The sequence below is a fragment of the Paenibacillus sp. CFBP13512 genome, from assembly GCF_005233705.1.
In the GTDB taxonomy this organism is placed as follows: Bacteria; Bacillota; Bacilli; order Paenibacillales; family Paenibacillaceae; genus Saccharibacillus; species Saccharibacillus nuruki.
Genome location: NZ_QGAD01000004.1, coordinates 42,658 through 68,559, shown reverse-complemented (window position 1 = coordinate 68,559; position 25,902 = coordinate 42,658). Strand labels below are relative to the sequence as shown.

Below are 25,902 nucleotides of genomic sequence, written 5' to 3'. Positions count from 1 at the left end.
AGTTCATGTGTTTCCAAAGATATAATACACTATATTTAAGTATCAAGAAAGCAGCCCCCTGACATTACTGTCAAAGAACTGCTTTCTCGTATTGATTTATTCTATTTTAACTTAAAGTGACTTATTCGGAAAGTCTTGCTTCAAGTTCTGCTTTTTGTTTTTCAAATCCTGGTTTACCTAGCAATGCAAACATATTCTTTTTGTAAGCTTCTACGCCTTCTTGGTCAAATGGATTTACACCTGACAAGTAACCGCTGATACCGCAAGCTTTTTCGAAGAAGTAGACAAGGTATCCGAAAGAATAAGGTGTTTGATCTTCGATATTCACGATCAAGTTAGGTACTTGACCATCTGTGTGTGCAAGTAGTGTACCTTGGAATGCTTTTTTGTTGACGAAATCAAGTGTTTTACCTGTTAAGAAGTTCAAGCCATCCAAGTCATCTGGATCAGATTCGATTGTAATGTGGCTAGCTACATTTTCAACTTGTACAACCGTTTCGAAAATGTTACGGCTACCATCTTGGATAAATTGACCCATAGAGTGCAAGTCTGTTGAGAAATCTACAGCTGCTGGGAAGATACCTTTAAAGTCTTTACCTTCACTTTCGCCGAATAGTTGTTTCCACCATTCAGATACAAAGTGCAAGGAAGGCTCATAGTTTACCAAAATTTCGATAGCTTTACCTTTACGGTACAATGCGTTACGCACTGCTGCATACTGGTAGCTTTCGTTTTCAGCAACATTAGGATTACTGTATTCTTTCGCTGCATCTGCTGCACCTTGCATCATTTCTTCAATATTGATACCTGCTGTAGCGATTGGTAACAATCCTACTGGAGTCAATACAGAGTAACGTCCACCTACATCATCAGGAATCACGAATGTTTCGTAACCTTCTGCATCTGCCAATGTTTTCAAAGCGCCTTTTGCACGGTCAGTTGTTGCATAAATGCGTTTTTTCGCTTCTTCTTTACCATATTTTTTCTCTAGTTCTGCACGGAAAATACGGAAAGCGATCGCTGGCTCTGTAGTTGTACCTGATTTGGAGATTACATTGACAGAGAAATCTTTACCTTCAATATTTTCTAGCAACTGGTTTACATACGTAGAACTGATATTGTTACCTGCAAAATAAATTTCAGGTGTTTTACGTTTGTCTTTAGGTAGTGTGTTATAGAACGAATGAGTTAACATTTCGATCGCTGCGCGAGCACCTAGATAAGAACCACCGATACCGATAACGATTAGTACTTCAGAATCGCTTTGAATTTTTGCTGCTGCTTTTTGGATGCGAGCAAATTCTTCTTTATCGTAAGCTGTAGGCAAGTCAATCCATCCTAAGAAATCAGAACCTGCGCCTGTGCCGTTATGCAATTGTTCGTGAGCCAAACGAATCGGCTCTGCAAAATAATCCACTTCGTGTTGAGCGACAAAAGAAAGAGCGTTACTGTAATCAAATTTAACTGTTTTAGCCATAATATTGTTACCCTCCCAAAATAAATTATGATACGGTCCCATACCCAATTCGCTATTGAACATGCTACACTAAATGGATAAGTATAGATGTTCTAACCCACTCAGGATATGGAGGAAATCAAGCTATGAAAAAAATCGGATTTATTGGCCTTGGCACGATGGGTCTACCTATGGCAGCCAACTTGCTCAAAGCAGGTTACACATTAACTGTATACAATCGTACAGCATCCAAAGCAGAATCTCTAGTTCAGCAAGGAGCCCATCAAGTACATACGCCGCGTGAAGCAGCTACAGGTCAAGATATGGTCATTACGATCATTAGCGATGATACTTCGATTGTTGATGTATACGAAGGCGAAGATGGCATTTTACAAGCTGTTCAACACGGATTAACGGTTATGGATTGCAGTACCATTTCTCCATCACTTGTCAAACAATTAGCCACTTCGATTACAGATAAAGGCGGTCAATTTCTAGATGCCCCTGTCACAGGTAGTGAGCCTGCGGCTATTGATGGTACTCTTGTATTTATGGTTGGCGGTGACACGCACGTTATTGATGCACATCAAGATGTATTTGAGACACTGGGTCGCAAAGTGATCCCGATGGGTGCTAACGGTAGCGGTGCTACTGCCAAATTAGCTCATAATACCATTGTAGGTATTCATACTGTTGCCCTTGCTGAAGCTTTTGCTGTAGCCGCAAAAGGTGGCATTGATCCATCGGCTTTTTATGAACTGGTACGTATGGGCGCAGCAGGTAGTCGTACCGCTGAACTCAAAGGTCAAAAAATTATCGATGGTGATTATACCAACCAATTTTCACTGGCATTGATGCTCAAAGACCTTAAGCTTGCCTCTGTGCTTAACGATAATAATGGTGTACCTTCGCCTATGCTAAATCTGGCAAAAAGTATGTTCCAGATCGGTCAGACCAAAGGATATGGTGATGATGATCTTTCGGTTATCGCTAAATGCTATGAAGAATGGATCGGTCAAACGATCAATGGCAAAGAGCTGTAATCCTATATTCTTAGTACAGTATAACTTTAATTCTTGATCTTCCGCATGATGTATCGCACAGGTGATAGATGAGTCTATAGTACACATGAAAAGGGTAAGTTCTCAGTATGATTGATACTGATGAGCTTGCCTTTTTTGATAGCTACTTTCGATGCTATTGATGTTGATTAAGCATAAGAACAGCAGTAATCCGTGACTACAGCAATCTCAAGTTTGAAGCGAGTATTAGCAGGAACTTCAAATGTTGCCTGTCCCTTAATATCTAACCATTCTTCTTTATCTGGTAACAGGACACGAAGTTCTCCCGATAGAATTTCCATCGTCTCATGTTGATCTGTTCCAAATTCATAAGAACCTGGCAACATAATGCCTAATGTGATTTTGCTACCATCTGGCAAAATGACTGCACGGCTAGTTACTTTACCCTCGTAATAAATATTAGCTTCTTTTACTACAGTTACCTGTTCTAATTGCGTCATGAATCAGACCGCTCCCCTGCTCATCATTTGAAATACAGAAAATAGTTATAAAAAGGTGCAGAAATGGCGCTTTGCCAACTTCTGCACCTTTAACAGTACTTTTAATTATTTAGACAATAGACCTTTAACATGTTGAACAACGTTCTCAACTGTAAAGCCGTACTCAGCCATTACGCGATCTCCTGGAGCAGAAGCACCGAAAGTTGTAATTCCGATAATTCCACCTTTGTCGCCAGTGTAACGTTCCCAACCGAATGTTTGAGCCATTTCGATTGCAAGACGTGGTTTAACATCTGGTAACAATACAGAATCTTTGTAAGCTTGGTCTTGTTGTTCGAACAATTCCCAGCTTGGCATACTGATAACACGCACTTCGATACCTTCAGATGCTAATGCTTCTTGAGCACGAACAGCTAATTGTACTTCAGAACCTGTTGCAATCAATTGTGCTACTGGTTGTCCCGCTTTAGCATCAGATACCACATAAGCACCTTTTTTGATGTTTTGACGAGAATGTTCTACCGTACCTGGCAAGATCGGCAAGTTTTGACGAGTCAATACAAGCGCGATAGGACCTTTTTGGTTTTCCATAGCATGAGCCCAAGCAGCAGACGTTTCATTACCATCAGCTGGACGAATCACTGTCAAACCTGGAATGATGCGTAGAGAAGCCAATTGTTCGATCGGTTCGTGTGTAGGACCATCTTCACCAACAGCGATACTATCATGAGTCAACACATACGTTACAGGCAAGCCCATAAGAGCAGCTAAACGTACAGCTGGACGCAAGTAATCTGTAAATACGAAGAATGTACCACCGAAGATTTTAACGCCTGTATGAAGAGCAATACCGTTCATTGCCGCAGCCATACCGAATTCACGTACTCCGTAATAAATGTTACGACCCGCATAACTTTCAGGAGTAAAGCTATCCAAACCTTTCAAGTGAGTCATTGTTGAACTCTCAAGGTCAGCAGAACCGCCTGCTAATTGAGGAACACCATTGATTAGACCATTCAACGCATTACCAGAAGCTACACGAGTTGAAACTGCTTTGTCTTCTGTAGTGTAATGAGGAAGTTCTTTGTCCCATCCTTCGCTTAATTCGCCAGCAATTACTGTTTCGAATTGAGCAGCTAGTTCAGGGTTAGCTTTTTTGTATTCAGCAAATTTCTCGTTCCATGCATTGTTCGCTTCTACACCACGCTCTTTTACTTTAGCGAAATGTTCACGAACTTCGTCTGGTACATAGAAATCTTCTTCATAAGTCCACTCGTAAGCAGCCTTAGTTAATTTAGCTTCAGCAGAACCTAGTGGAGAACCGTGAGTACCGCCGTGGCCGCCGATACCTTGTTTGTTCGGGCTACCGTAACCGATCACTGTTTTCACTTCGATCAATGTTGGACGAGAAAGATCCGCTTTTGCTTCTTCCAAAGCAGCTGCAAGTGCAGGAAGATCGTTACCGTCTTCTACACGAATCACTTGCCATCCATAAGCTTTAAAACGGTCTTCTACATTCTCAGAGAAAGAAAGACCTGCTTTACCATCCAATGTAATATCATTGGAATCGTACATCATGATCAATTTACCTAGTTTCATATGACCCGCCATAGAAGCAGCTTCACTAGAAACGCCTTCCATCATATCGCCATCACCACAGATTGCATATGTGAAATGATCGACAACATTGAAGTTACCTTGGTTATACGTTGCTGCCAAGTGAGCTTCAGCAATAGCCATACCTACAGCCATACCTACACCTTGACCTAGAGGTCCAGTTGTAGCATCAACACCAACAGTATGACCAAACTCAGGGTGACCTGGAGTTTTACTGCCCCATTGACGGAACTGTTTGATTTCGTCCATTTCCAAGCCATAGCCGGAAAGGTGTAGCAAGCTGTACAATAGCATAGAGCCATGTCCAGCAGAAAGTACAAAACGGTCACGGTTGATCCAAGTTGGATTAGCCGGGTTATGTGTCATTGTTTTTGCAAATAATTGGTAACCCATTGGTGCAGAACCCATTGGCATACCAGGATGTCCGGAATTTGCTTTTTCGATTGCATCGATAGAAAGCGTACGGATTGTTGAAATCGCCAGATTATCCACGTTGGAGTTCTCTGCTTTACTTATACTTTGTTCTTGCTCTTGTTTCTTGTCAGTCATGTTAATCCTCCTCATTCTTCTTGGTAAAGCGAGGTGCTTGAGATTCTATTTCATCTGAATATCAGATCTTAGCAAAGTTGCAAATGAAATAAATCCTCTTGAGTCTTTCAATTTGACTTATTAGCCTTCAACCATTGTAACACTTGTTTGAGAAGTTTGCCAGAACGTTATTTAACTTCATCCTTATTTATACCCAAACTGGCTATAACGAAAAGGAAGTTCATCATTTTGTTTTGGGAAAATCACTTTTTGTTACAGCTTTTTATATGTGGTGATGGAGGTTTTTTATTGGGATCATGTATTGCTGAGTGCTGGGATGTAAGATATTTTGCTTTGCAAAAATCACTTTTTTATTAAAATAGGTCGCGCTTATATTGCCAAGCGCTGGGAGATGAAGGTTTGAGAATAACACGTAATCGTACACAAAGATCGAAATGGCTACCTATTTTGTTGGTTGGTTTACTCAGTGGACTTATTTTAGGTTTGTTTTTGAGATGGATTCAGTATGCAACAGGTTCATTAGTCTATACACTTTTATTGAATATTGATTTTGTTCCTTTTTTACCAGATCGCTTACCTGAACTGATTGAATTTGCTTTACATCTTGTGGTTTCGGTGATTATTGCATGGATCTATAGTATATGGATTCGTTTGTCTCCACATCCATGGAGGTATGGCCTATTGATCGGTATTGCGTCTTCTCTTTTATTTATTCCGTTAACATTAATGTCAGATCGAGTTCCAGCGATCACTGATATGACAGCTTATGGTTACTGGTTAATCGGACATTTGTTGTATGGATTATCTTTAAGTCTATTAGCAAAAGTATTATTGATACGCAAATAAGTGTTCAAAATAACATTTGGTATCTGCGTTCTCTTTAGCATACGTTATCTGTATTAACAGAACATTAACGTACCAACAAAAAAAGCACGAATGATCTTCTGCCAGCTAACTGCAAAAGATCATTCGTGCTTTTTGTATATTTATAGTATAGCTTGTCCTATACGATTAACATTGAACAAAAGCTACTGACTTGAAAGAAAAATTAATTAAAAACGACTGTTTTGTTCTGATGTACCAGTACGCGATCTTCTGTGTGCCACTCTACTGCTCGTGCTAGAACCACACGTTCAATCGTGCGACCAATACGCTTCAATTCATTCACATTATCGCTATGACTTACACGTTGAACGTCTTGTTCAATAATCGGTCCACCATCTAATTCTTCTGTTACATAATGAGCGGTTGCGCCGATAATTTTGACACCACGATCATATGCTTGTGCATACGGCTTACCCCCTACAAATGCAGGTAGGAAAGAGTGATGAATATTGATAATACGATTACGGAAGTGTTCAATAAACAACGGTGAAATGATCTGCATATAACGAGCCAGTACAATCAGATCAATATCGGAGCCGATCACTTCTAGTTGCTTTTGCTCAGCTTCTTTTTTAGTATCAGCTGTCACAGGAATATGATGGAAAGGAATACCGAATGATTCCACATAGCTACGCATATCATTGTGATTACTGATCACCATAGCAATATCTGCATCTAAATCCCCTGCTTGCCAGTGCCACAACAATTCCACCAGACAATGATCTTCTTTAGATACAAAAATCGCTAGTCTTTTTTTGCGACTCACCTGATTAATAGTCCATTCCATTTTGAACTGATCTCCTACCGCTTGAAAATCACGTTCAAGTGCAGGTAAGTTTTTACTTAGTTCAGGTAGATCAAATTCGACACGCATAAAGAACATACCGCCAGCTGGATTCATCGTATATTGATCAGATTGAACAATATTCGCTCCATGTTCAAATAAAAAGCGTGATACTGTTGCAACAATTCCGGGGCCATCTGGACAAGAAATCAGCATCCGTGCGCGATTTTCCTGTTGTTCTTCTCTTGCTGTTTGATTTTGTTTTACATGTACTTCCATTGAATCTTCGTTCCCCCTTCAAATATCTTATATTACAATCTATGTCATGATGCTAAGAAAGTAAATATATTTATTCAAATTTATTAATATTCATTCAATATCATAAAGATTTATATCATTTTTGATAGCATCATGTAGACATTCGATTTTATGAAAGGATACTTTTTCCTGCGAAATAAGCAGTCAACCGATGATTTAATGCTTCTTCACTTAATTCTGTAAATAGACCTTCTGCAATTACCATATCGTACAATCTTTCCATCGGTTCACGAGGATCTGCTTTACGAGCTTTGGCATCACCTTTTAGCATCTCCCATGTTTCCAAAATATATGGACGTGCTTGAATATTCTGCCCTTCAAAGAAATGATGCAATTTTTCTACATCTTCTAAGAATCCTGCACCAAATCGACCTGTCACATCACCACGTAGCAAAGCAATCTCTGCTTCATACATCGGACGCTGTGTTTTAGCATCTTTACCGATCCAAGGCGTTTCCAGTATAAAAGGACGACCTTTCAACTGATCATGATGAACAATCCGGCTAAGCGCTTCATAACCGATCCAACCAGATCCAAGTGTTGTATGGCGATCTTTACCGGCGCCTGTTGGGTTTTTACTATCATTGATATGCATAACTGTTAAACGATCCAATCCAATCAGACGGTCAAATTTTTCCAACACTCCATCAAAGTCATTGATCAGATCGTAACCAGCATCATGTGTATGACACGTATCAAAACAAATCGTTAATCGTTCATTATGAGGTACCATATCTATAATCTGTGCAATTTCTTCAAAGCTACGCCCTACTTCAGTGCCTTTACCAGCCATCGTTTCTAGCGCAATATTCACATCTGTTTCAGATACGCCAGCTAATACTTTTTCAAGACCTTCTGCAATACGTTTGATACCAAATTCAGCATCCATATCTGTAAAAGCACCTGGATGAAGCACGATATTACGTACACCAATTTGATGTGTACGGCGAATTTCTTCTTGTAGAAAATCAACAGCCAATTCATAAATATTTTCTTTGTACGAACCTAGGTTAATAATGTAAGGCGCATGCACAACGATTTCTTCAACACCCATCGTTTGCATTTTTTCTTTGCCTTCTTCAATAAATAACGTATCTATAGGTTTACGGCGCGTATTTTGTGGCGCTCCGGTATATATCATAAATGAGCTTGAGCCATATGTATCTGCCTCATTCGCTGCACTAAGTAACCCTTTACTGGAAAGTGATACATGAGAACCGATCTTTAACATAGTGTGTTTCCTCCTTAGTGTTCCGCTATTCGCGAATCTCACCTATTTTAACGTGAATAGCAAAATAAATCTAGAAATAGCTGTGCCTTTCATCGTAAATTCATCGTTTGCTAGCTTATATTCAAATGGTTATCTCAGATCATCTGACTTCATAATGGGTAATTAAAATATAGAAGAATGATAACTGCTTAACATCGGCGCAAATAGATTAATGTAATCTTATACATTTCTAAATTTTTTTAAATATATTCAGTAAGATCGATATAGGTTTTGAAGCACATAGATTCTTTGTGGATATAGACTGATTTGAAGATATACATCGTTTATCAGACATAGTGAACTCACTTTAGCTTAAATTAGGAGGATTTATATGAATATCGTCGTTTGTGGAGGTACAGGTCTAGTAGGTAGTCATCTCGTTCCATTTTGGTTACAAGAAAATCACGATATTACAGTAGTGACTCGTAAACTTCCAGATGCGTCCAAATCAAATCCAGCTGTAGAATATATTACGTGGAATGATATGGAACAAAACCCTACGCAATTAGAAGGTGTAGATGTTATCGTTAATCTTTCCGGAGAAACATTGAATCAACGATGGACTACCAAAACCAAACTTGAATTGGTAGAATCGCGCATGAGAACCGTAAATATCGTTTCCAAAGCGATAGAAGCATTGAAGAAAAAGCCTGAAGTGGTGGTTCAAGCCAGTGCAATGGCGATTTATGGTACTTCAGATACGGAAACATTTGATGAACGCAGCCCAAAAAGAACGATGAACTTCCCTTCTAGCCTTGCTGAACAATGGGAAGCCGTAGCTGACAGTATTAAAGGTGTACGCCTGATTAAGCTTAGAGTGAGTATTGTACTGGACAAACATAAAGGTGCTTATCCATTGATGCGATTACCTTATATATTAATGGCTGGCGGTAAACTAGGTTCAGGTAAACAATGGAATTCTTGGATTCATATTGATGACATGGTGAGATTAATCGACTTTTGTGTTAAAAATAAAGCTATTGAAGGCCCAGTGAATGCTTCTTCTCCTAATCCTGTACGCTATGCGGATCTTGGAAAAACGATTGCTAAAGTGACTCATCGTCCACACTGGTTCCATGTTCCAAGTATCGCCCTCAAACCTACATTAGGCGAAATGTCAGATATTTTATTGGATGGACAACGTGTCATTCCGAAAAAAGCTTTGGATCATGGATTTACTTTTCTATTTCCTGAAATTCTAGGCGCTTTAGACCATATCGAAAAAACACAATAATCAGCGTTATCATGTAGTCCTTATTATCTAATGATGAACGTTATCATTATAAGTCGATAATAATAGCTATTGATAATGTTTACTTGTATATACTTAAAAAAGAATAAAAGGCGATTTCTTTTAATACGTACTAAAGAAATCGCCTTTTTGCTATATTGTACTACTGTTTGTCTATCATCATTTTTGTACATAATGTGGGTGTATACAGTTAACAATAATCTTAACTTAATCGTAATGTATATACCGCCTGCGCAATAGTAAAAGAATCTCCTTCATGTAAAGGGTATTCTTTATAAGGTACAATAGGTTCTCCTTTTAACATCGTTCCATTACGCGAACTCAAATCTTTGATCGTAATCTGCTGATCATTAATTTCTAATTCAACATGATTGCGAGAAGTTCCAGTCGACTTTTCCAAATAGTGAACACCTTCTGCTGCTCGACCGATAATAAAACTTCCCCGAGTCAAACGTACAGGTTCCATCTGCATTGTTCCATTTTCTCTACGTTCTAGATATCCTGTAAATGCTTGCACTTTAGAATGACCATATTCTTGATCGGAAGAAGCATCCTGCCCTAACAGAACAGTAGCCATATGAGGAGAAAGCATTTCTGTACTATGATGAGACGAATGTTGTGAATAAGTGTCTTCATGATCATTAGGCATCGAAGAAGCTTGTGATGAACGACCAAATTCTACAGGTGAACCTGTATTAGAATAAGCAACTGACTGTTGTTCATATCCATTCACCATCGAATGTTGATGACGAATAGGTGATGGCTCTGGCGAATCAGAACCAAAAATAGCAGCAATATTCTCATCCCGCCAACGCATCGGATCGGGTGTAGGTGTGGAAGAGACTGTTGCTGAAGCCAGTGCTCCACCCCCTCCTGCTAAAATAGGGTCTGCTTGCCATCGCCAATTTTCACTTCCTTCTTCCTCTTCCGACTTTTTATTACGAATAAAAGAAGGCATTTGAAGCCCATTTTTAAGCGGTGATTTACCTTTTAAGATCATATAGATCACTAAAGCAATCGCTATAGTCAAAGCTGTACAGCCATACAACATAAAGTCATTACTGTGCGAAAGGTATCCAAATTTCCAGATCATCGCTGTTACTAAAGCTCCTCCTGCTAGCAAATAGGTTCGATGCGCTGAAGGCATTGGTTGCGCTTCTTGATCAGGTACCGATTGTGTTGGCATCAATGGGCTTGGTGTAGCAGAACTTTTATCTTTAGATAGTTTTGTTGATTTTTGATGCTGATTGCTTGGCAAAGGAGGTGTAGCTAATTCGGATGAATTTGTTCTTTTTTTCTTATTTTGCATATGTTGTAAAATAGGATTCGTTGCAGATTGAGCTGAAATATTCACTTCTTGTTGATATCTCACGTTAGAAGATAACGATTCTTGCGATGATGTAGCATTTGAAAATGGTGGAACGTGCTTATTCCGCAACTCTGCAGGATCGATCCATTTTGAAGCAGGTGGCTGAGTAGGATGTGTTGTAAGATCCAACATTTGTTGTGGATTACCAAGTAATTCAAGCAACAACATCTTGATGCCTTTGATTGTAAAATCTTCTGCATGACAATAACGCAAAATCCGCTGAATCTGATTACCGCTCAGTTCAGCTACAGAAGTCATCCAACGTGATGCTAATTTGCTTAAAGTCATTTGTACAGGATCTTCATTTAATGTCTCCATCACCGGAATATATGTAAAATGTAATGTTCCTGCCTGTAGTGAACCTTCTACAAAAATATATTCTTCATCCAGTACATAATTAGTCATCGACAACATATGCTGGCTGCTTTCTTCCAGTGTAGAAACCACTTGTAGTAGCAAACCTAGATACTCAGCAATTCCCATCATTTCACCTTGCATACAATGCTTAAGCATTCGCTTACCTGTGATATCATACCGGAGCACTGCTTGTAGATCGACTTCTTGCAAATGAAGTTGTAGAACTCCACGAATACGAGAAGCTAACATCATACCTGTTTGCGCTTTACTCAGATCACTATTTTGAAAACCTTGTTCACGACCTACAATCATATATGTTTTGCCATCTTGTACAAAATCCTGTATCAATTGTTGCATGATAATATATGCCTCCTTACTTTCTGTAGCTGATATTTATGCCCAAATCTTTTATAAGTACGAACTTCAACTGAACTATAATCCCATATCATCCTAAGTTATAAAAAGATAACAAAACAAGACTCCTGGTAATACTGCGGTCATAAAAGGGAATGTTAAAAATTGTTGATGTTCCGTTTCGGTCGATCGAATAGATTGCTTCCATAAAACAGAACCAATAAGCTTCCAAAATACTCTACGCATACGCATTATCGTTTCGCGTCTCCATAACATAATCAACAGACCAATAACCCCTGCGAAAATAATAGAGTACATCATAACCTGCGCAGTCATTCCCATACCGAACCATATCCCAATCCCACCAAACAATTTCACATCACCTGCTCCTACTGCCTTCATCCAATGAAGGATCAGCATAATACCGAATCCCAATAGAAACCCTTTACCAGCAAAAGCAAGACCATCCCAACCAGATATCACCGCATGATATAGTAATCCACTGATCATAAATAAAATATTCAGTATATTAGGAATTTTGCGCGCCTTAATATCTGTCCAAAATGCCCATAATATAAAAACTCCACCGCCGATAAATATCGTTTCCATTGCTATTCTGTATCCCCTTTTATGATCCAAATAAATGTTATCTATTGCTTATGAAGCTGCGCTACCAATAACAGGTCGGCCATCGTACTCTGCGACTTGAAATACACCTCTCACTTCTTTGCCATCTGCTGTAGTGATCGTATAATTTGCCCAACCCGCTGTAGCATTGGAAGGAATTTTCCATGTCCAATTTACATGACCTTCTGCATCTACTGTCGCTTGACCGAGTCCTTGCGCAGTACTATTCCCACTTTTGTATTGAATATTGAGACTAACAGTTGTACCTGGAGGAGCTTGAGCGACAATCGAAATATTCGATTCTGGATAAGCAGGTGAAGGCACAGAGACAACTGATACGCCTGTTGTTTCTTTCGCTGCTTCTGCCGCATCTTCACCAAACTCTCCAGTGTCTCCTATCCATAATCGTTCTGTTGCTCTTGCTTGCAACACTATCGGTTTGAAAATTAAAGGAATTTTAAACGGTAGCTCATACCGAATTTCGATTCCAAAATACGGATGCGTTTTGGCAATCAGATCAGGTACAGTCACTTGAGTCACATGAATGCGCTCATAATCTAATTTATTTTCTGCTGATAGCTTCTGCATTAATGGTTTGATCATAGAATCAAGCGCAGGTGCAGATAATTGATTTTTCATATCTTGTAATTTGATATCTCCACTACTTGCCGCTTCCATCATCCACGTATTGAGTGGAGCGGGTACAGAATCTTGATATTTAGATGCCAGCTCTGTAAATGTTAATTTTGGGAGTCGCATCGATTCAGCAGGTAATAGCTCTTTGGCTACAAGGTTATCTGCGGCTAATTGAACAGGATACATATGTGTAGCTACATACCTTGCTGTATCCGAAGTTACATTTTGCATAGCTGTATACACTAAGGTCATCTGCACTAAATACACCAAAAAAATAGAAATAAACAAAAAGATCGGTAACACCATAGCGGCTTCTAAAACTATACTTCCACGCTCGCCATCTTTAAAAAATCTACATTTTGCACGTCGACGTGGAACGTGGTTTTTAAATTCATAGATATTAGAAGCATTTGATGAAGAATGATGAACTGGATCATGTAGATTCGCTAAAGAATAATTAGCTACAAAGCGAGATGTGGTATTGAATACACCAATAGGCTGGATCGTGTTGCTTGGTTTAATAGGAGTAATCTGCTTGTTTATCCGCATAATACACACCCTGTTCTATAGAACTATTCACACTGGTTGAATTCACCATTTTGATAACACCTGGTAAAAACCAAATAGGCATTGCTGTTCGTATATGAGCTGAAGCATACGTATTTCGTTCTGCTGGATTGATATCTGTCAAAAAGCGGATCAATGCCAACATACGAGACATCTTTTTCTCATTGTTAGGTTGTAACAAAAATAAGCGCATATAATCTCGATACTCGAATTCGATAGGGAAATAAGCAGATAATTTGGTTTTGCCAGTATTAAGTAGTTCGATCATATCTTTGATTGCCATCTCTACACCGTAAGCTACCCCTGCTGCAAGAACAGCTAGTGGATGTCCTAGATTTGCATTTTTGACAAGTCCTTCAGCAGTACGAATGGCGAGTCTCATCCCAAAAATTTCGCTATAGGCTGCGGCAATATTGGCAGAAGGATCATTGATACCGTAGATAATATATTCAATCTGCTGATTACGTACTCCAGCTTGTTCGATTGCATCTTTTATAGAACCTTCTGCTAAAGAATCACCCAATCCTTGAAGCTGAATAATATCGAACGTATTGAAATATTGGATCGCATATTCATTTTGAAAAAATTCATTTCTACCTGTAATCAGTGCATCAGAAAGTCCACCAAATATAACGTCCATCGCACCCATCGCTTTTTTGCTTTCTTTGTAAGGGTCTTTATCCATTTTGGAATCCGAAGTCGCTCCACCATCTGCACCGTTAAAAGCTATACTTTCTTTATAATATCCATCTACTTCATCGAACTCTTTAGCTAGTAATCGGGCGGCTGCGGCTGCACCTACGATTTGAGCTAACATTTTTTTAGCTTTTTTTAGTTCTTCTTTGGCTTTTGCTTCTGAAGCTGCTTTGGTTTCTGTTCCTGATCGGGCGGCTTTGAGATCATGTTCGATTACACCCATAATTCCGTTAGGAGCTTTACCTGTATAGTTATCTATATATTTTTGTAAAAGCTTAGCGGTACGAATGGTACTGCTTTTTAAAGAATTGGCATCGCCCGTTGTTTTGGTAAGTTGAGCTGTAGCTTCTGTAATTAAGTTACTAATAGCATACTGTGCTGTCGTGTAATCATCTTTTTGTGTTTTGATTGAACTTTCCATTTTGCCTAAAAGGTCATCCGATAATACAAGTTGTTCTAGATTTTTGCGAAGTTCTGCTAATTTAGCTTCTGATTCTGCATCTCCAGCATTCGATCCGCCAGGGATATTCGTATTTCGTACTCGTTCATATGCTTCATTTTGTGTACGAGTTTTGGCTTCTTCGATAATACGAGCAATTTCTTGATTATATTTTTTAATTTCAACCATAATTTCGTTAGCTTCTTTGTACGTATCGTCGTGAGTATTGATTAGATCTTTGTAATCTCTCGATAAATTAGATAAAAACGTTTTGGACTTACTTTTATACGCAGAAATTTTGGCTGTGTTGATCGGACTTTTATCTTTTTTCTTACGTTTCTTATCTTCTGCAATCAACGCTGTGTAATTATTAAACTGAGCTGCAATATCAGCTACAGACGAAATCGAACCTACATTTTTGTTAGCAATCGAACTTTTCACAGGATGCATAATTTTAGCAGTTAATTCTTCAACTTCTGCGGCTGTTTTTTTCTGTAACGCTATTAATTTATCTATTTCTTGTTCACGCTTATCATACGGTTCACGTACATCTTCCAAAACATTTACTGTTTGGCTGGCTTCTTTAAGTACACCAGACATTCCTTTAAATTTATCTACAATTTCTATCGTAAAATCTATAGGTGCTTTATATTTCATTTCTTCTTGAATCTGATGGTTAAACACATCGTAACTTCCTAAAGGACGGCTTAGTTGAACAGATGTTGTATCTGCTCTCATTGGAATTAATTTAAAGCTATCTGTACTCTCGGTATAATTAAAATTCTCATTTAACGCTGTATCTAACAGTTGCGTAGGATCAGATTCGCCTGTAGCAAATAATCCATATTGTTGTTGTAAATCAGTATCAAAAGCAGACATAGCTGAACGAACAGCCGCATGAGCAAGACGCTCGGATTGTACTTCCATCGCTGCAATGCGTGAGTAATCGATAAAAACAGCTGTAAATAAAAAAACACCTGCCAGTACAACGATCATAAAAATAGAAACCACACCTTGTGTATCTGCTACTTTACGTAGTAATGCTTTTTTCCAATAGGTTACTTGGTATCTTAATTGTAGTTTACGTGCTTTTCTCAAAATCATTCACACTCCTGCTTTAACTACCTGCTGCTGTAGAAAACCATTGCAGTACGGTTCCAGCACGTCCCATATTCATAGCCGCACCATATTTCCCTGTAAATTTCGCTCCATAATAACGCATCAATTCGATCGTACGGATAAATTCTACAGGTTCAACAACAACTGAACTTGCACTCACTTCACTTCGTAATGGATGACCTAATTCACGTTCTAATGCGCCCAAAGAAATAGGTTCACTCAACGTTGTATTCACATTTCTCATCATTAAATGGTTGTTATATGTCGTATTGCCACTCATTTTCCCAGGTATCCATGAAGCAGCAGCGGCTAATTTGTTGGCGGGTAATGACCCACCACTTCCACCTGGAATAGCAACATTCGCTGTATTTGCCGCACCTGCCCATCCAAATAATCCACTGATCATATTATCATCAGCGATTCGCCAGTACAGACCATCATCTTGCCCTTGCGGAAAAGCACCTGTATTGATATCTTTGTGACTGTTATCCCAAGTGTACGCCGCACGTTCTGATGTTTTGGATGCAGCCTGTTTAAGCATCGTATTTTGATATTGGTACATACACATAAACAGAATCAGCAACGTGGTGAACAGAATGATAGGAAAAACGATGGAAGCTTCAAGTGTGAAGCTCCCTTTAGTATTTTTCCAAAAATGTTTGATATTCATATTATTTAGTAAATTCTGCGCTTTTAGTTTCCATATATTTAATAGTATTCTCTACAATTTTTGTGATTGAAGTCTTAAATAATAGAGCTAATGTTACAATTACAGCTACAATCAAAATCATTTCCAATGTTCCAATACCTTCCTCATTACTCCAGAAGTTTTGAACTGCGCCCCATGAACCTTTAATTAAATTTGTCATTATATTTTCCTCCTACATATTCATCATCATAAATGCTGGCGTACCGACAAGAACCATAACTACTACAAAAATTAACACCATCGGAAATACCATTTTAGAAGAAGCTTGTTCTCCTCTTACACGACTGACTGCTTTGCGTTTATCCCACAATGTCCGTGAAAGATCACGTAAAGCCAGTCCAAATTCTCCACCGCCACGACGGAAGTTAAGCATTACCGTTGTTGTAAATACCGAAACTTCTTGTACTCCACAACGCTTACTAAACGACTCTAATCCTTGCTGAAACGAATACCCATTTTCCATTTCACGTACCATTCGAAACAATTCTTTGTACAATGGATGATTTTCTGCTTCACCTTGTTTACGCTGAACACAACGTACAATCGCTTTTTGAACAGTTTCGCCAGCACCTACAAGAAGTACGATTTTATTCAGAAATTCAGGTAGTTCTAGCAAAATATCTTGTTCACGCTCATGTACTTTCTTTTGTAGATCGCGGAACAGTCCAACAGGAAGCAATATTGCCAAAGCGATCCCCATGACTAACCATGTCATACTACCACCAGAGATCGCCGCCATTACCAATCCACCTGTCAATAGTAACCAGATATACCCTGCCATTTCTGCAATATACAGCAGTGTCATTTCACCACTACGATGTACACCAAATCCTTTTTGGATCGAGCTTTGAATCCGGTAAAATACCCCTGAAAATCGTGATACAAAACGAATTTTTTCGAGCAATACTAACATAGCTGGTAAAAGAGGTCTTAGCTTAATCACTTCAAATGGTAGCTTGGCAAGTTCTTTATGTAACGTACTGGCACTTTGATTCAGTACGACCCATCCAATCACTAATGCTGCTGCCAATAACCCTTCTAACCATATCAAAAGCAGTTTATTCACCTCCCTTCCAGCTTATCGTGATCCTTATTCAGACTTTGATATTCATAAATTTGCGAATTAGCCAATAGCAAAATCCTAAAGCTGCCAAGCAAATGGTAGAAATCACAATCCCAATCGGATTACCATACAATGGTTTCATAAAGTCTGCTGCGGTCACATTCAAAAAGATCAAAAAGAAAAATGGAGTCGCTACCAGCGCATTAGATTCGAATTTTTTCTGCGAAATCATCACTGATATTTCTTGCTGAATATCTAACTTTTCACCGATTGTTGCAGACGTTTTGCGTACTACTTCTACCAGATCACCACCGGTACGTTTACAAGTGACAAATACATCTGCAAAATTCGTAATATCTTCATTCATAGCTCGATCGCTAAAATCTTGTAATGCTTCTTCGATCGGCTGTCCATACTCTAATCGCGTGGTAATAATATTGAGCTCTCGAATCATGTCGTTATCCCCATCTGGATATAACATACGCAAATCTTGTGCTGCTTCGCGAAACCCATTTTCAACTGAACGTCCGACGGCTAGAGAAGATGACAATGAATATAGCGCTTGTTTGAAATGTGAGCTTAACGCCGCTCGCTTACGTTCTAGTAGATGTTTACGTAATAATTTCGGCATAAACCATGCGCCTATCGCCAGTACACTAGCAATAATCCATTGATGGTAAAACAGATAACCGATCATGATAAACAAAATAGCGCAGAGCACAATACAACTTATTCGTTGTAAGGCAGATAAGTGATACACAGTATAATCAGCTAACTCTGCACGTGGCTGTTCAGAACGTGCAAGTGGTGGAAGCGATGATGAAGATGGATGAGGTGCAGCAGGATTAACTTGTGCTACAGGTGTAACTGTTTGGCTTTTTCCTGCATGATTAGCTTTGAACATATGGTTCTCCTTTCTTTAGGTATCTTGAACAATTTCTAGATATATCTGGTTATACTCTGCTATGTTCAGCAGTAGGCGTATACATCGAAGCTAACTTACGCCATTCTTCGATTCCAGCTGCTCGTAATTTATCCGTGTGAATTAGTAGATTGCCTGTAGGCACAAGATCACCTATAATGCGCCCTTCTTTTTCACCCGACTCTTCAAATACAAACAATGGATTCAGCACCACTTCGCCATCAACCATACCTCGTACTTCTGAGATTTCTACAATACGACGTGAACGATCACGCAAACGAGCTAGATGGACAAAGATATCAATCGCCGAACTAATCTGCTTACGTACAACCTGCATCGGTAAGTCTGCTCCGCTAAGTACCATCGTTTCTAGACGACTGATCATATCTACAGCGCTGTTAGCATGACCTGTAGACAAAGAGCCATCATGACCTGTATTCATCGCTTGTAGCATATCCAGCGCTTCTGAGCCCCGCACCTCACCGACTACAATCCGATTGGGACGCATCCGTAGAGAAGAACGGATCAGATCACGGATCGAAATTTCACCTTTGCCTTCTGTATTGGAATTACGAGTTTCCATAGACACTAAATTTGGAATCGTTTTGATCTGTAATTCTGCTGAATCTTCGATAGTGATTACACGCTCGTCTTCAGGAATGTACTGAGATAATGCATTAAGAAAAGTCGTTTTCCCTGACCCCGTACCTCCACTAATAAAGATATTAAATTTACTTTGAACAAGCGTCTGTAGCAAGTTAGACGCAACAGGAGCAATTGCACCCATACGAACCAGATCGTTCATGGTCATCGGTTGCTCTGGAAATTTACGAATAGTCATTGTAGGACCTTTAAGTGCTACAGGTGGTAATACAATATTGACACGTGATCCATCTTTGAGCCTTGCATCGACTATTGGTGAAGATTCATTGACGACCCGATTGACACCCGACACGATCGTCTGAATAATATCCTCTAATCGATCTCTGGACTCAAAGACTGTAGCATTGCGCATCACTTGCCCATTACGTTCAATAAAGATGTCTGTATGACTATTGATCATAATCTCGGTCACACTTTTATCATCTACAAGAGGTTGCAAAATATCTAATCCCCGAAAAGAATCAAATACTTGGCGTACTAAGCGACGTTTCTCGCCAGCAGTTAAATTAGGATAACGTTGTTGATCTAATACTTTTTGTTCTATACGTTGCATGAGCTCATCATCGTCGATTGTGAATGTTACATCTAGACCGGAGCGCACTTCATCCCGTAATGTTAAAAATAAGTCTTCGTTCACATTTTCACCCCGTCCGTACTATAAATATCATATGTACCAGACTGACATAGCTTCAAGATATCTCGCTGAAAAATAGGAGAACACCATAGCAATTCGCTGTTTGTCACTTGTTTCCATGAAGGAACATAAGCCAGTGTACCTTCTAACTGCATATCTTCCAGTGGTAAAACATTCACAATACTGCCGTTAAATTTGTTCATAACAAACGATGTTTTGGCTCGCAATTCTTGATATAAGCTTGCATAATGATTTTCCCAATAAGACATCCAGATAGCTGTTTTGTTCATACAAGGTAGATCGTCGGTCATTAGCCATAACACACGATCACTTTCTTGCAATGCTACCTGTATCCGTTCATGCCAGCTTGATTCTCCATCGATTACGATATGATCGTATTCACCACTATTCACAAGATAACGAATTAACATTTGCGTTTCTTCAGCTGTCATGCGCAATAATTCATTTAAATTTTCAGGTGGTTCAAAGGTGTCAGCTTTCATTTCTTCAGCATGTATTGCATAGGAAGAAGGAAGATGAGTCGGTATTTCTTTCTTCTCTGCAAATGCTTGTAGATCGTATAGTAAGCGAGACAATCCATTACTTTGCTCACGTTGCTGATCCCAATGTAGTAACCATGTGCTACTCGCTGATTCTAGATTCAGATAAAATACATGATGTCCGCTCATACTTAATTGTTTTACCATATTGATAGCCGTAATCGACTTACCACTTCCTGGAACAGCAGAGTGCACCATTGTGACGATTGTACGGTTATCACGGCGTACTACATCTGTACTTGTAGGTTTGGTCATCGCGCATAATTGTTCGAGTAAACTCTGTAAAGGTTGATATTTCGCTATCGAAGGACCTTCAAGAGTGGTTTCCCCATATTCATTGAGACATACCCAACGATATTGCTGAATATTTTCACTATCTAACCAGCTTTTGAGAAAAGATTCTTCTGCCGCTACCAACCCTGAATGTTCCCCACTATTCATATAGGTGCGAAATGTAGCTATATTCGAAAAAGCTCTGATTCTCACTTTAGATCCATATTCACTCTCTCTTACATAGCGCAGTAATAGTTCAATATACTGGCTATCTTCAACGCCCAGAACAATGTGTACTGGAGCCATAGACTTTCCCCCTCAAAAAATGCAACAAAAAAAGCACCGTTTAAATACCACACAAAGTAAATTGTGCGATGCTTAAACGGTGCTTCCGTTGCATGTGTTATCCAATTAACGATAGAATATCATACATTTTATAGGTCTGCAATACTATTTTACTAAAAAAAGCAAAAAATTATCAGATAATATGAATATATAGTCTCACTTTTAGTTAGTAATTGTATATTTCCTCACTGTATATATACCTATAAAGGAGTCTAAATAACTACAAACTGTATATATAGGTCATTTGTTAAATACAAGTGTTTAACATAGAGATATTACATTATAGTTACATATGTTGCATTTAATTAAGATAAGGTTAAATGGATACAGAGTAATCAACTCAGTCTATGCCAATCAGGAGAGGTGGAAAAATTTATGTTTAAACGCCCTATGAATACTAAGCCATGGGCAGTTTTGCTTCTGACAGGAGCAATCTGTATGGCTTCACCTTCATTTATGTATGCAGCGGATACCGTTACGCCATTAACTAATCCTTCTTGGACGTCAACTTCCCTATTCACCGATAAAATGGAGAATGCTATTGCGACTCGTGCAACCGATGTACACGCACTTCCATCCAAAAATCTGGTGTATGTACATACGCAACAAGATATCCCTAATACAACCGGTCAGACTAAAAACAACTGGTATCTGGATACCGTCAAAGCTTTTGATATCAAAACCGGTAAAATGAAATGGCAATACACTCTACATGACGCTGCTGGCCCTTACACATTAAACACAGATATGATCTATTCTAGTTATGGAACAGTCTATGTCTATGCTGCTTATTCGGATGGTACTTATAAGCTTCATTCGATCAATTCAGCAGGTAAACTCAACTGGGTCAAAACATTAACAGGTGCAAGCAGTATAACGATGCTGAAAGATAGCTCTCTACTTGTCGCTTCTCAAGGTACAGTGAATAGTAAAGGTGTAGTGAAATCAACCATCAGTCGTTACGATACAATGGGGAAATTGCTAAATACCAAAGATATTCAAGGTTCTGTACTGAAAGCAGAAGGCGATCGTATTATTGTAACGGCAAGTAATTTACTTAAAAATGAAAATGGCTGGGAAGCTGTTCCAAATCCTAAAGTGGATGTATATGGTCTAGCGTTAACCAAATTATATTCTTACCAGTTCCCTGCAAACATCAATATTTATGGAGATGGCAGTGACTCGATGTTTGTACTTAAAGACAGCACTGTTCTGATTCGTACCAATATTGATCGTACTAAAAACAAAATATTTGCTTTCAATGCAAAAGGCAAATTAATGTGGGGACGCAATATCCCGGCGGGTTCGATTACACAATCAACAGGTACAGGTTATGTCGTCTATGATAATCAAATGATGAAATTATATAATACGACTTCTAGCAAAGTACTCACTTCCCGTGAATTAGAAGGTGAACCTTCTGTCGATTATACATGGGTACAAAAAACAAGCGATGGTAACTTAGCTGTTAATTTAGATGATCGTACTTACATCTTGTATCCAACCAATCTTTCTACTATTCATGTATTCAAAAATAAAGCATTAAGCGCGCCAAATGATTATGTGAATCATACGATTTACTCTGTCGATCAAGATATGCTTGCCAAAATGATATTAAAATAACTCGTTTTGCTTTCATATCCAAAAGATCACAAAAAAGCACCTTCATCCTTTATGGAGAGGTGCTTTTTGCAATATCTATAATTAATCTATAAAGCGTCCACGAATCTCTGGACTAGGTAACATACACTGATCAGCTTTACCAAACCAACGATAACGATTTTGAGCGACATAATTATATACTGCATCACGTAATGGCTTCGGTACAAGAATCAGAGCAAACATAATAGGCCATGGAAAGCGCAATTGACGAGCAATATGCAAAGCCCCTGTAGAACGAGTATAATATCTACCATTTTCTATTAGTACAAAGGTATCCATTGTATCTGTTGAAATACCTCCACGTTTGAGCAGTTCTTGTCCAACCTCCGATTGAATCGAAGCAAAATGGAATTTGCCTTTGGGATCACGAGCAATAATAATTTTAGTTAAACCCTGACAAAAGTGGCAGACTCCATCGACAAGAACAATAGAATGGTCACCATGAATCAATTGATCGACTTCTGCTTGTGTTTTATCTGTAGGATCACCTGGTTTGGATACTGGTGCTTGACTTGTTGTAGCTACATTTGTATTTTCCATTGTATTGTTCCTCCTTTAGATTAATCACAAAATATAGAAAAAAGACGCAAGGGTGCAATACCCCCGCGTCTTTCATTTAATTATAACCATTTAAATATTAAGAAAGTGCTTTATCAATCAATTGACGATCTTGAATCTGTTGATTGATGTGGCCTGCAAATGCATCCATACATTTACAAATAAAGTCTTTACGGCATACTGGGCAAGGCGTCGTTAACAAACGATTGATGTTTGTCATTTTCCACTCTGGAAAACGATTGTAAAACACACGGCATTGTGTTCCGTCAGCAAGTGTCAAAACAAATTCGTACAAACCATCTTTTTCATTGATACCAGCTTTTTGTAATTCCGTAATATTCGGTCTATATGCCATTAATGATCACCCATTATCCTTTAAATTTCGGTATAAAACAATAGAAATTCACCTATGTCATCTTAAAGAATTTTGCTTTGCCTGTCAACTCATTTTGATTGCGGGGGAGCAACTGATGAGTCGAAAAAGCAATGATAGCCATTGATTTGGTCATTTTATATTAATAAATAGATTTTAAAATACTCTGTTATCTACACTTACCCTTCTCTATCATTTTTAATCTCTTCCTTTAAAGATAATCATGACTTGAATGAGGATTTGGAAGTATAAAATAAAAAAAGAACCTGAAATTGTTCAGGTTCTTTGACACTTTTGCTCTATTTAAAATAAATAACACATTAGCAATTAGACAATATTCAATTGTACATCAATATTACCGCGAATCGCTTTGGAATACGGACAGAATTCATGTGCTTTTTTAGCAATATCTGTCGCTTCTTCTTTAGACAATCCTGGAATATTAATATCCATACGTACTGACAATTTGAATCCACCATCTGTATCTTTATCAAGCATTACGTTATTCACAATCGTTGTATCTTTTACATCTACTTTAGCTTGACGTGCTACATTGGCTAATGCGCTTTGATAACAAGCGCCATATCCTGCTGCAAATAATTCTTCAGGATTTGTACCTGTACCTCCGCCGCCACCTAATTCTTTAGGCATAACCAAATCTACATCGAGTCCACCTGTAGTTGATTCCACTTTACCTTGACGTCCACCATGGACTGTTACTTTTGCTGTATATACTGCCATTTCGTTTCAGCTCCTTGTGATAGGCTATTTTAGATCAACACTATATTTGTAAAGCATTTCTAGACAAATGAAACTTTTGACCATAATAAACTCCATTTTTTGAAATTAAATTGTATCATGTTATAATAGGTTACCAAACAAAAAGGTGGTGGAATATCATTATGAGTATATACGATTATGCTGTTGATAATATTCGTGGAGAGAAAGTGTCGTTAGAGAATTATAAAGGCAAACCGATGTTGATTGTGAATACGGCAAGTAAATGTGGATTTACGCCTCAATTTGCTGGACTTCAAAATCTATATGATGAGTTTAAAGATCATGATTTCGAAATTTTAGGCTTTCCAAGTAATCAATTTGGTCAGCAAGATCCCGGTTCCAACGAAGAAATTTCTGAATTTTGTCAATTGAATTATGGTGTAACTTTTCCTATGTTTGAGAAATTAGAAGTCAAAGGTTCTTCTGCTCATCCACTTTTTCAATATTTAAGCAAAGAAGCTCCGGGTATTTTAGGTTCCAAAGCGATCAAATGGAACTTCACTAAGTTTCTAATCGATAGTAATGGCAAACCTGTAAAACGATATTCACCTCAGACGACTCCAGATAAAATAGAAGCTGATATTCGTGAATTACTAAAAAATGATGCTTCAACACCAACTACAAATTCATAAATAAATCCATAAAAAGCCTTCTAAACGTTAGAGATACATGCGCTCTCTGATCATTTAAAAGGCTTTTTTGTTGAGGAATATGTATAGAACTGTCTAATCAAGCTTATAATGCGGTCGAGAGGACTCGAACCTCCACGGGTATACACCCACTACCCCCTCAAGGTAGCGTGTCTGCCATTCCACCACGACCGCGCAAAAAGTACATTCTTGAAGCGAACCTCCATATTATACTATTCTAACCCTCACTTGTAAACCTACTTCCAAAATCAGTAATCTTATTACATAACCATGACCTTAAATATACTTTGTACGGTCTCCATCTACTAGTAAAATATAAAAAGCCCACCTGTGATAGGCGGGCTTTTGAATATATCATGTTATTGATCTTGCTTTTTATTTTTGCGATACACTGTAAATTCAATATATTCTTTGATGAAGCCTTTTTCATTCTCTGATAATACTTCATCTTGGCAATTCAGTTGCCCCATTAGTTCAAAAAAATAAGGATCAGTCTGCTCTTTAATTAATTCAGGAAGACGTTCTTGCCCTGTAAGCAACCAATCCAGACTTGTATTAAAGTAAGCAGCAATCTCAATAAGCTTATGTGTACCGGGTGTAGATTTGCCTCTTTTCCAATCACCAAAATTACCTGTACTGATTTTTAACTGTTCACAAAATGATTTCTTGGTAATGCCTTTATTCTTAATCAATATTTCAATTCGATCATAGATAGATTGCATATTGGACCTCCACTCCCGACCATATTATCTTTAGGTACTCAATTAAGTTATTTTTGTTGATTAACAACTTAAAAAAGTATATACTTACTTTATCGACATTTTTTTACTACTTTCCCTAAATAATTATATCACAGGTTTTTGAATAATGAATTTTGGAGTCTTTATTCATCA

At 38.4% G+C, this 25,902-nt stretch carries 24 protein-coding genes and 1 tRNA gene; 5 read left to right on the top strand and 20 right to left on the bottom strand.

The features are described from left to right. Positions 1-121: 121 nt before the first annotated feature. Positions 122-1,477 carry a glucose-6-phosphate isomerase gene (locus tag PaeCFBP13512_RS06825; protein WP_069327173.1) on the bottom strand — a complete coding sequence of 452 codons (1,356 nt, stop codon included), beginning with the start codon at positions 1,475-1,477 and terminating at the stop codon, positions 122-124. Positions 1,478-1,602: 125 nt separating this feature from the next. Between PaeCFBP13512_RS06825 and PaeCFBP13512_RS06820 the strand changes: the two genes are divergently transcribed. Further along, the gene (locus PaeCFBP13512_RS06820) at positions 1,603-2,499 is read left to right on the top strand and encodes an NAD(P)-dependent oxidoreductase (protein ID WP_137222114.1); all 897 of its coding nucleotides are present in this window, start codon (positions 1,603-1,605) and stop codon (positions 2,497-2,499) included. Between the two features lie 167 nt (positions 2,500-2,666). On the opposite strand, the gene ppnP is transcribed toward PaeCFBP13512_RS06820, so the two are convergent. Beyond that, on the bottom strand, positions 2,667-2,978 hold the full coding sequence (gene ppnP / locus PaeCFBP13512_RS06815; RefSeq protein WP_137222112.1) for a pyrimidine/purine nucleoside phosphorylase: 312 nt from the start codon (positions 2,976-2,978) through the stop codon (positions 2,667-2,669). Between the two features lie 105 nt (positions 2,979-3,083). After that, positions 3,084-5,144 (bottom strand): transketolase, encoded by a 2,061-nt coding sequence (gene tkt, locus PaeCFBP13512_RS06810; protein ID WP_137222110.1) that lies wholly within the window; start codon positions 5,142-5,144, stop codon positions 3,084-3,086. Between the two features lie 399 nt (positions 5,145-5,543). Between tkt and PaeCFBP13512_RS06805 the strand changes: the two genes are divergently transcribed. Next, entirely contained in the window at positions 5,544-5,990 is a 447-nt protein-coding gene (locus tag PaeCFBP13512_RS06805; RefSeq protein ID WP_241669303.1) for a hypothetical protein, read from the top strand. 202 nt (positions 5,991-6,192) lie between these two features. Here the strand turns inward: PaeCFBP13512_RS06805 and purU are convergent, their stop codons facing one another. Then, positions 6,193-7,092, bottom strand: coding sequence for a formyltetrahydrofolate deformylase (gene purU / locus PaeCFBP13512_RS06800; RefSeq protein ID WP_137222108.1), 900 nt, complete (start codon positions 7,090-7,092; stop codon positions 6,193-6,195). 148 nt (positions 7,093-7,240) lie between these two features. Then, positions 7,241-8,362 carry a deoxyribonuclease IV gene (locus tag PaeCFBP13512_RS06795; RefSeq protein ID WP_137222106.1) on the bottom strand — a complete coding sequence of 374 codons (1,122 nt, stop codon included), beginning with the start codon at positions 8,360-8,362 and terminating at the stop codon, positions 7,241-7,243. Positions 8,363-8,732: 370 nt separating this feature from the next. On the opposite strand from PaeCFBP13512_RS06795, the gene PaeCFBP13512_RS06790 reads away from it, so the two are divergent. Continuing rightward, on the top strand, positions 8,733-9,635 hold the full coding sequence (locus tag PaeCFBP13512_RS06790) for a TIGR01777 family oxidoreductase (RefSeq protein WP_137222104.1): 903 nt from the start codon (positions 8,733-8,735) through the stop codon (positions 9,633-9,635). A 220-nt stretch (positions 9,636-9,855) separates the two neighbouring features. On the opposite strand, the gene PaeCFBP13512_RS06785 is transcribed toward PaeCFBP13512_RS06790, so the two are convergent. The 10 genes from PaeCFBP13512_RS06785 to PaeCFBP13512_RS06740 all read right to left on the bottom strand — a co-directional run bounded on the left by PaeCFBP13512_RS06785 (position 9,856) and on the right by PaeCFBP13512_RS06740 (position 20,947). Next, positions 9,856-11,736, bottom strand: coding sequence for a DUF6382 domain-containing protein (locus PaeCFBP13512_RS06785; RefSeq protein ID WP_137222102.1), 1,881 nt, complete (start codon positions 11,734-11,736; stop codon positions 9,856-9,858). Between the two features lie 93 nt (positions 11,737-11,829). Then, a complete protein-coding gene (locus PaeCFBP13512_RS06780; protein ID WP_137222100.1) occupies positions 11,830-12,342 on the bottom strand; it encodes an A24 family peptidase in 513 nt (170 codons plus the stop codon). A gap of 48 nt (positions 12,343-12,390) precedes the next feature. After that, positions 12,391-13,545, bottom strand: coding sequence for a TadE/TadG family type IV pilus assembly protein (locus tag PaeCFBP13512_RS06775; RefSeq protein WP_137222098.1), 1,155 nt, complete (start codon positions 13,543-13,545; stop codon positions 12,391-12,393). Then, positions 13,514-15,802 (bottom strand): TadE/TadG family type IV pilus assembly protein, encoded by a 2,289-nt coding sequence (locus tag PaeCFBP13512_RS06770; RefSeq protein WP_137222096.1) that lies wholly within the window; start codon positions 15,800-15,802, stop codon positions 13,514-13,516. Before PaeCFBP13512_RS06770 ends, PaeCFBP13512_RS06775 begins: the two co-directional genes overlap by 32 nt. A 13-nt stretch (positions 15,803-15,815) precedes the next feature. Then, the gene (locus tag PaeCFBP13512_RS06765; RefSeq protein WP_069327162.1) at positions 15,816-16,487 is read right to left on the bottom strand and encodes a TadE/TadG family type IV pilus assembly protein; all 672 of its coding nucleotides are present in this window, start codon (positions 16,485-16,487) and stop codon (positions 15,816-15,818) included. A gap of 1 nt (position 16,488) precedes the next feature. After that, entirely contained in the window at positions 16,489-16,686 is a 198-nt protein-coding gene (locus PaeCFBP13512_RS06760) for a Flp1 family type IVb pilin (RefSeq protein ID WP_083243428.1), read from the bottom strand. Positions 16,687-16,698: 12 nt separating this feature from the next. After that, entirely contained in the window at positions 16,699-17,583 is an 885-nt protein-coding gene (locus PaeCFBP13512_RS06755; protein WP_069327282.1) for a type II secretion system F family protein, read from the bottom strand. 37 nt (positions 17,584-17,620) lie between these two features. After that, positions 17,621-18,493, bottom strand: coding sequence for a type II secretion system F family protein (locus tag PaeCFBP13512_RS06750; protein ID WP_069327160.1), 873 nt, complete (start codon positions 18,491-18,493; stop codon positions 17,621-17,623). 49 nt (positions 18,494-18,542) lie between these two features. Further along, entirely contained in the window at positions 18,543-19,811 is a 1,269-nt protein-coding gene (locus PaeCFBP13512_RS06745) for a CpaF family protein (protein WP_137222094.1), read from the bottom strand. After that, on the bottom strand, positions 19,808-20,947 hold the full coding sequence (locus PaeCFBP13512_RS06740) for a ParA family protein (protein WP_137222092.1): 1,140 nt from the start codon (positions 20,945-20,947) through the stop codon (positions 19,808-19,810). Before PaeCFBP13512_RS06740 ends, PaeCFBP13512_RS06745 begins: the two co-directional genes overlap by 4 nt. 414 nt (positions 20,948-21,361) lie before the next feature. Here PaeCFBP13512_RS06740 and PaeCFBP13512_RS06735 point away from each other — a divergent pair, with 414 nt between their 5' ends. Continuing rightward, positions 21,362-22,609, top strand: a complete 1,248-nt coding sequence (locus PaeCFBP13512_RS06735; protein ID WP_137222091.1) for a PQQ-binding-like beta-propeller repeat protein — start codon at positions 21,362-21,364, stop codon at positions 22,607-22,609. An 81-nt stretch (positions 22,610-22,690) separates the two neighbouring features. On the opposite strand, the gene PaeCFBP13512_RS06730 is transcribed toward PaeCFBP13512_RS06735, so the two are convergent. The 3 genes from PaeCFBP13512_RS06730 to PaeCFBP13512_RS06720 all read right to left on the bottom strand — a co-directional run bounded on the left by PaeCFBP13512_RS06730 (position 22,691) and on the right by PaeCFBP13512_RS06720 (position 24,320). Beyond that, on the bottom strand, positions 22,691-23,188 hold the full coding sequence (locus PaeCFBP13512_RS06730) for a thiol-disulfide oxidoreductase DCC family protein (protein ID WP_137222089.1): 498 nt from the start codon (positions 23,186-23,188) through the stop codon (positions 22,691-22,693). 97 nt (positions 23,189-23,285) lie between these two features. Further along, positions 23,286-23,561, bottom strand: coding sequence for a hypothetical protein (locus tag PaeCFBP13512_RS06725; protein WP_137222087.1), 276 nt, complete (start codon positions 23,559-23,561; stop codon positions 23,286-23,288). A gap of 345 nt (positions 23,562-23,906) precedes the next feature. Beyond that, positions 23,907-24,320 carry an organic hydroperoxide resistance protein gene (locus PaeCFBP13512_RS06720; protein WP_069327155.1) on the bottom strand — a complete coding sequence of 138 codons (414 nt, stop codon included), beginning with the start codon at positions 24,318-24,320 and terminating at the stop codon, positions 23,907-23,909. Positions 24,321-24,481: 161 nt separating this feature from the next. Here PaeCFBP13512_RS06720 and PaeCFBP13512_RS06715 point away from each other — a divergent pair, with 161 nt between their 5' ends. Continuing rightward, positions 24,482-24,991: a glutathione peroxidase gene (locus PaeCFBP13512_RS06715; protein ID WP_069327154.1), complete on the top strand. Its 510-nt coding sequence runs from the start codon at positions 24,482-24,484 to the stop codon at positions 24,989-24,991. A 109-nt stretch (positions 24,992-25,100) separates the two neighbouring features. Here the strand turns inward: PaeCFBP13512_RS06715 and PaeCFBP13512_RS06710 are convergent. Together PaeCFBP13512_RS06710 and PaeCFBP13512_RS06705 are read right to left on the bottom strand one after the other, a co-directional pair. Then, positions 25,101-25,183 (bottom strand) — tRNA-Leu (locus PaeCFBP13512_RS06710). A gap of 185 nt (positions 25,184-25,368) precedes the next feature. After that, positions 25,369-25,731: a helix-turn-helix domain-containing protein gene (locus PaeCFBP13512_RS06705; protein WP_069327153.1), complete on the bottom strand. Its 363-nt coding sequence runs from the start codon at positions 25,729-25,731 to the stop codon at positions 25,369-25,371. Positions 25,732-25,902: the final 171 nt, after the last annotated feature.

Bases quoted from the DNA above. Each gene is read 5' to 3' on its own strand.
- ppnP (WP_137222112.1), bottom strand. From the start codon at position 2,978: ATGACGCAATTAGAACAGGTAACTGTAGTAAAAGAAGCTAATATTTAT.
- PaeCFBP13512_RS06775 (WP_137222098.1), bottom strand. From the start codon at position 13,545: ATGCGGATAAACAAGCAGATTACTCCTATTAAACCAAGCAACACGATC.
- PaeCFBP13512_RS06790 (WP_137222104.1), top strand. From the start codon at position 8,733: ATGAATATCGTCGTTTGTGGAGGTACAGGTCTAGTAGGTAGTCATCTC.
- PaeCFBP13512_RS06720 (WP_069327155.1), bottom strand. From the start codon at position 24,320: ATGGCAGTATATACAGCAAAAGTAACAGTCCATGGTGGACGTCAAGGT.
- PaeCFBP13512_RS06705 (WP_069327153.1), bottom strand. From the start codon at position 25,731: ATGCAATCTATCTATGATCGAATTGAAATATTGATTAAGAATAAAGGC.
- PaeCFBP13512_RS06750 (WP_069327160.1), bottom strand. From the start codon at position 18,493: ATGTTCAAAGCTAATCATGCAGGAAAAAGCCAAACAGTTACACCTGTA.
- PaeCFBP13512_RS06765 (WP_069327162.1), bottom strand. From the start codon at position 16,487: ATGAATATCAAACATTTTTGGAAAAATACTAAAGGGAGCTTCACACTT.
- PaeCFBP13512_RS06715 (WP_069327154.1), top strand. From the start codon at position 24,482: ATGAGTATATACGATTATGCTGTTGATAATATTCGTGGAGAGAAAGTG.
- PaeCFBP13512_RS06725 (WP_137222087.1), bottom strand. From the start codon at position 23,561: ATGGCATATAGACCGAATATTACGGAATTACAAAAAGCTGGTATCAAT.
- PaeCFBP13512_RS06735 (WP_137222091.1), top strand. From the start codon at position 21,362: ATGTTTAAACGCCCTATGAATACTAAGCCATGGGCAGTTTTGCTTCTG.
- PaeCFBP13512_RS06785 (WP_137222102.1), bottom strand. From the start codon at position 11,736: ATGCAACAATTGATACAGGATTTTGTACAAGATGGCAAAACATATATG.
- PaeCFBP13512_RS06780 (WP_137222100.1), bottom strand. From the start codon at position 12,342: ATGGAAACGATATTTATCGGCGGTGGAGTTTTTATATTATGGGCATTT.
- PaeCFBP13512_RS06795 (WP_137222106.1), bottom strand. From the start codon at position 8,362: ATGTTAAAGATCGGTTCTCATGTATCACTTTCCAGTAAAGGGTTACTT.
- PaeCFBP13512_RS06770 (WP_137222096.1), bottom strand. From the start codon at position 15,802: ATGATTTTGAGAAAAGCACGTAAACTACAATTAAGATACCAAGTAACC.
- tkt (WP_137222110.1), bottom strand. From the start codon at position 5,144: ATGACTGACAAGAAACAAGAGCAAGAACAAAGTATAAGTAAAGCAGAG.
- PaeCFBP13512_RS06820 (WP_137222114.1), top strand. From the start codon at position 1,603: ATGAAAAAAATCGGATTTATTGGCCTTGGCACGATGGGTCTACCTATG.
- PaeCFBP13512_RS06760 (WP_083243428.1), bottom strand. From the start codon at position 16,686: ATGACAAATTTAATTAAAGGTTCATGGGGCGCAGTTCAAAACTTCTGG.
- PaeCFBP13512_RS06825 (WP_069327173.1), bottom strand. From the start codon at position 1,477: ATGGCTAAAACAGTTAAATTTGATTACAGTAACGCTCTTTCTTTTGTC.
- PaeCFBP13512_RS06740 (WP_137222092.1), bottom strand. From the start codon at position 20,947: ATGGCTCCAGTACACATTGTTCTGGGCGTTGAAGATAGCCAGTATATT.
- PaeCFBP13512_RS06730 (WP_137222089.1), bottom strand. From the start codon at position 23,188: ATGGAAAATACAAATGTAGCTACAACAAGTCAAGCACCAGTATCCAAA.
- purU (WP_137222108.1), bottom strand. From the start codon at position 7,092: ATGGAAGTACATGTAAAACAAAATCAAACAGCAAGAGAAGAACAACAG.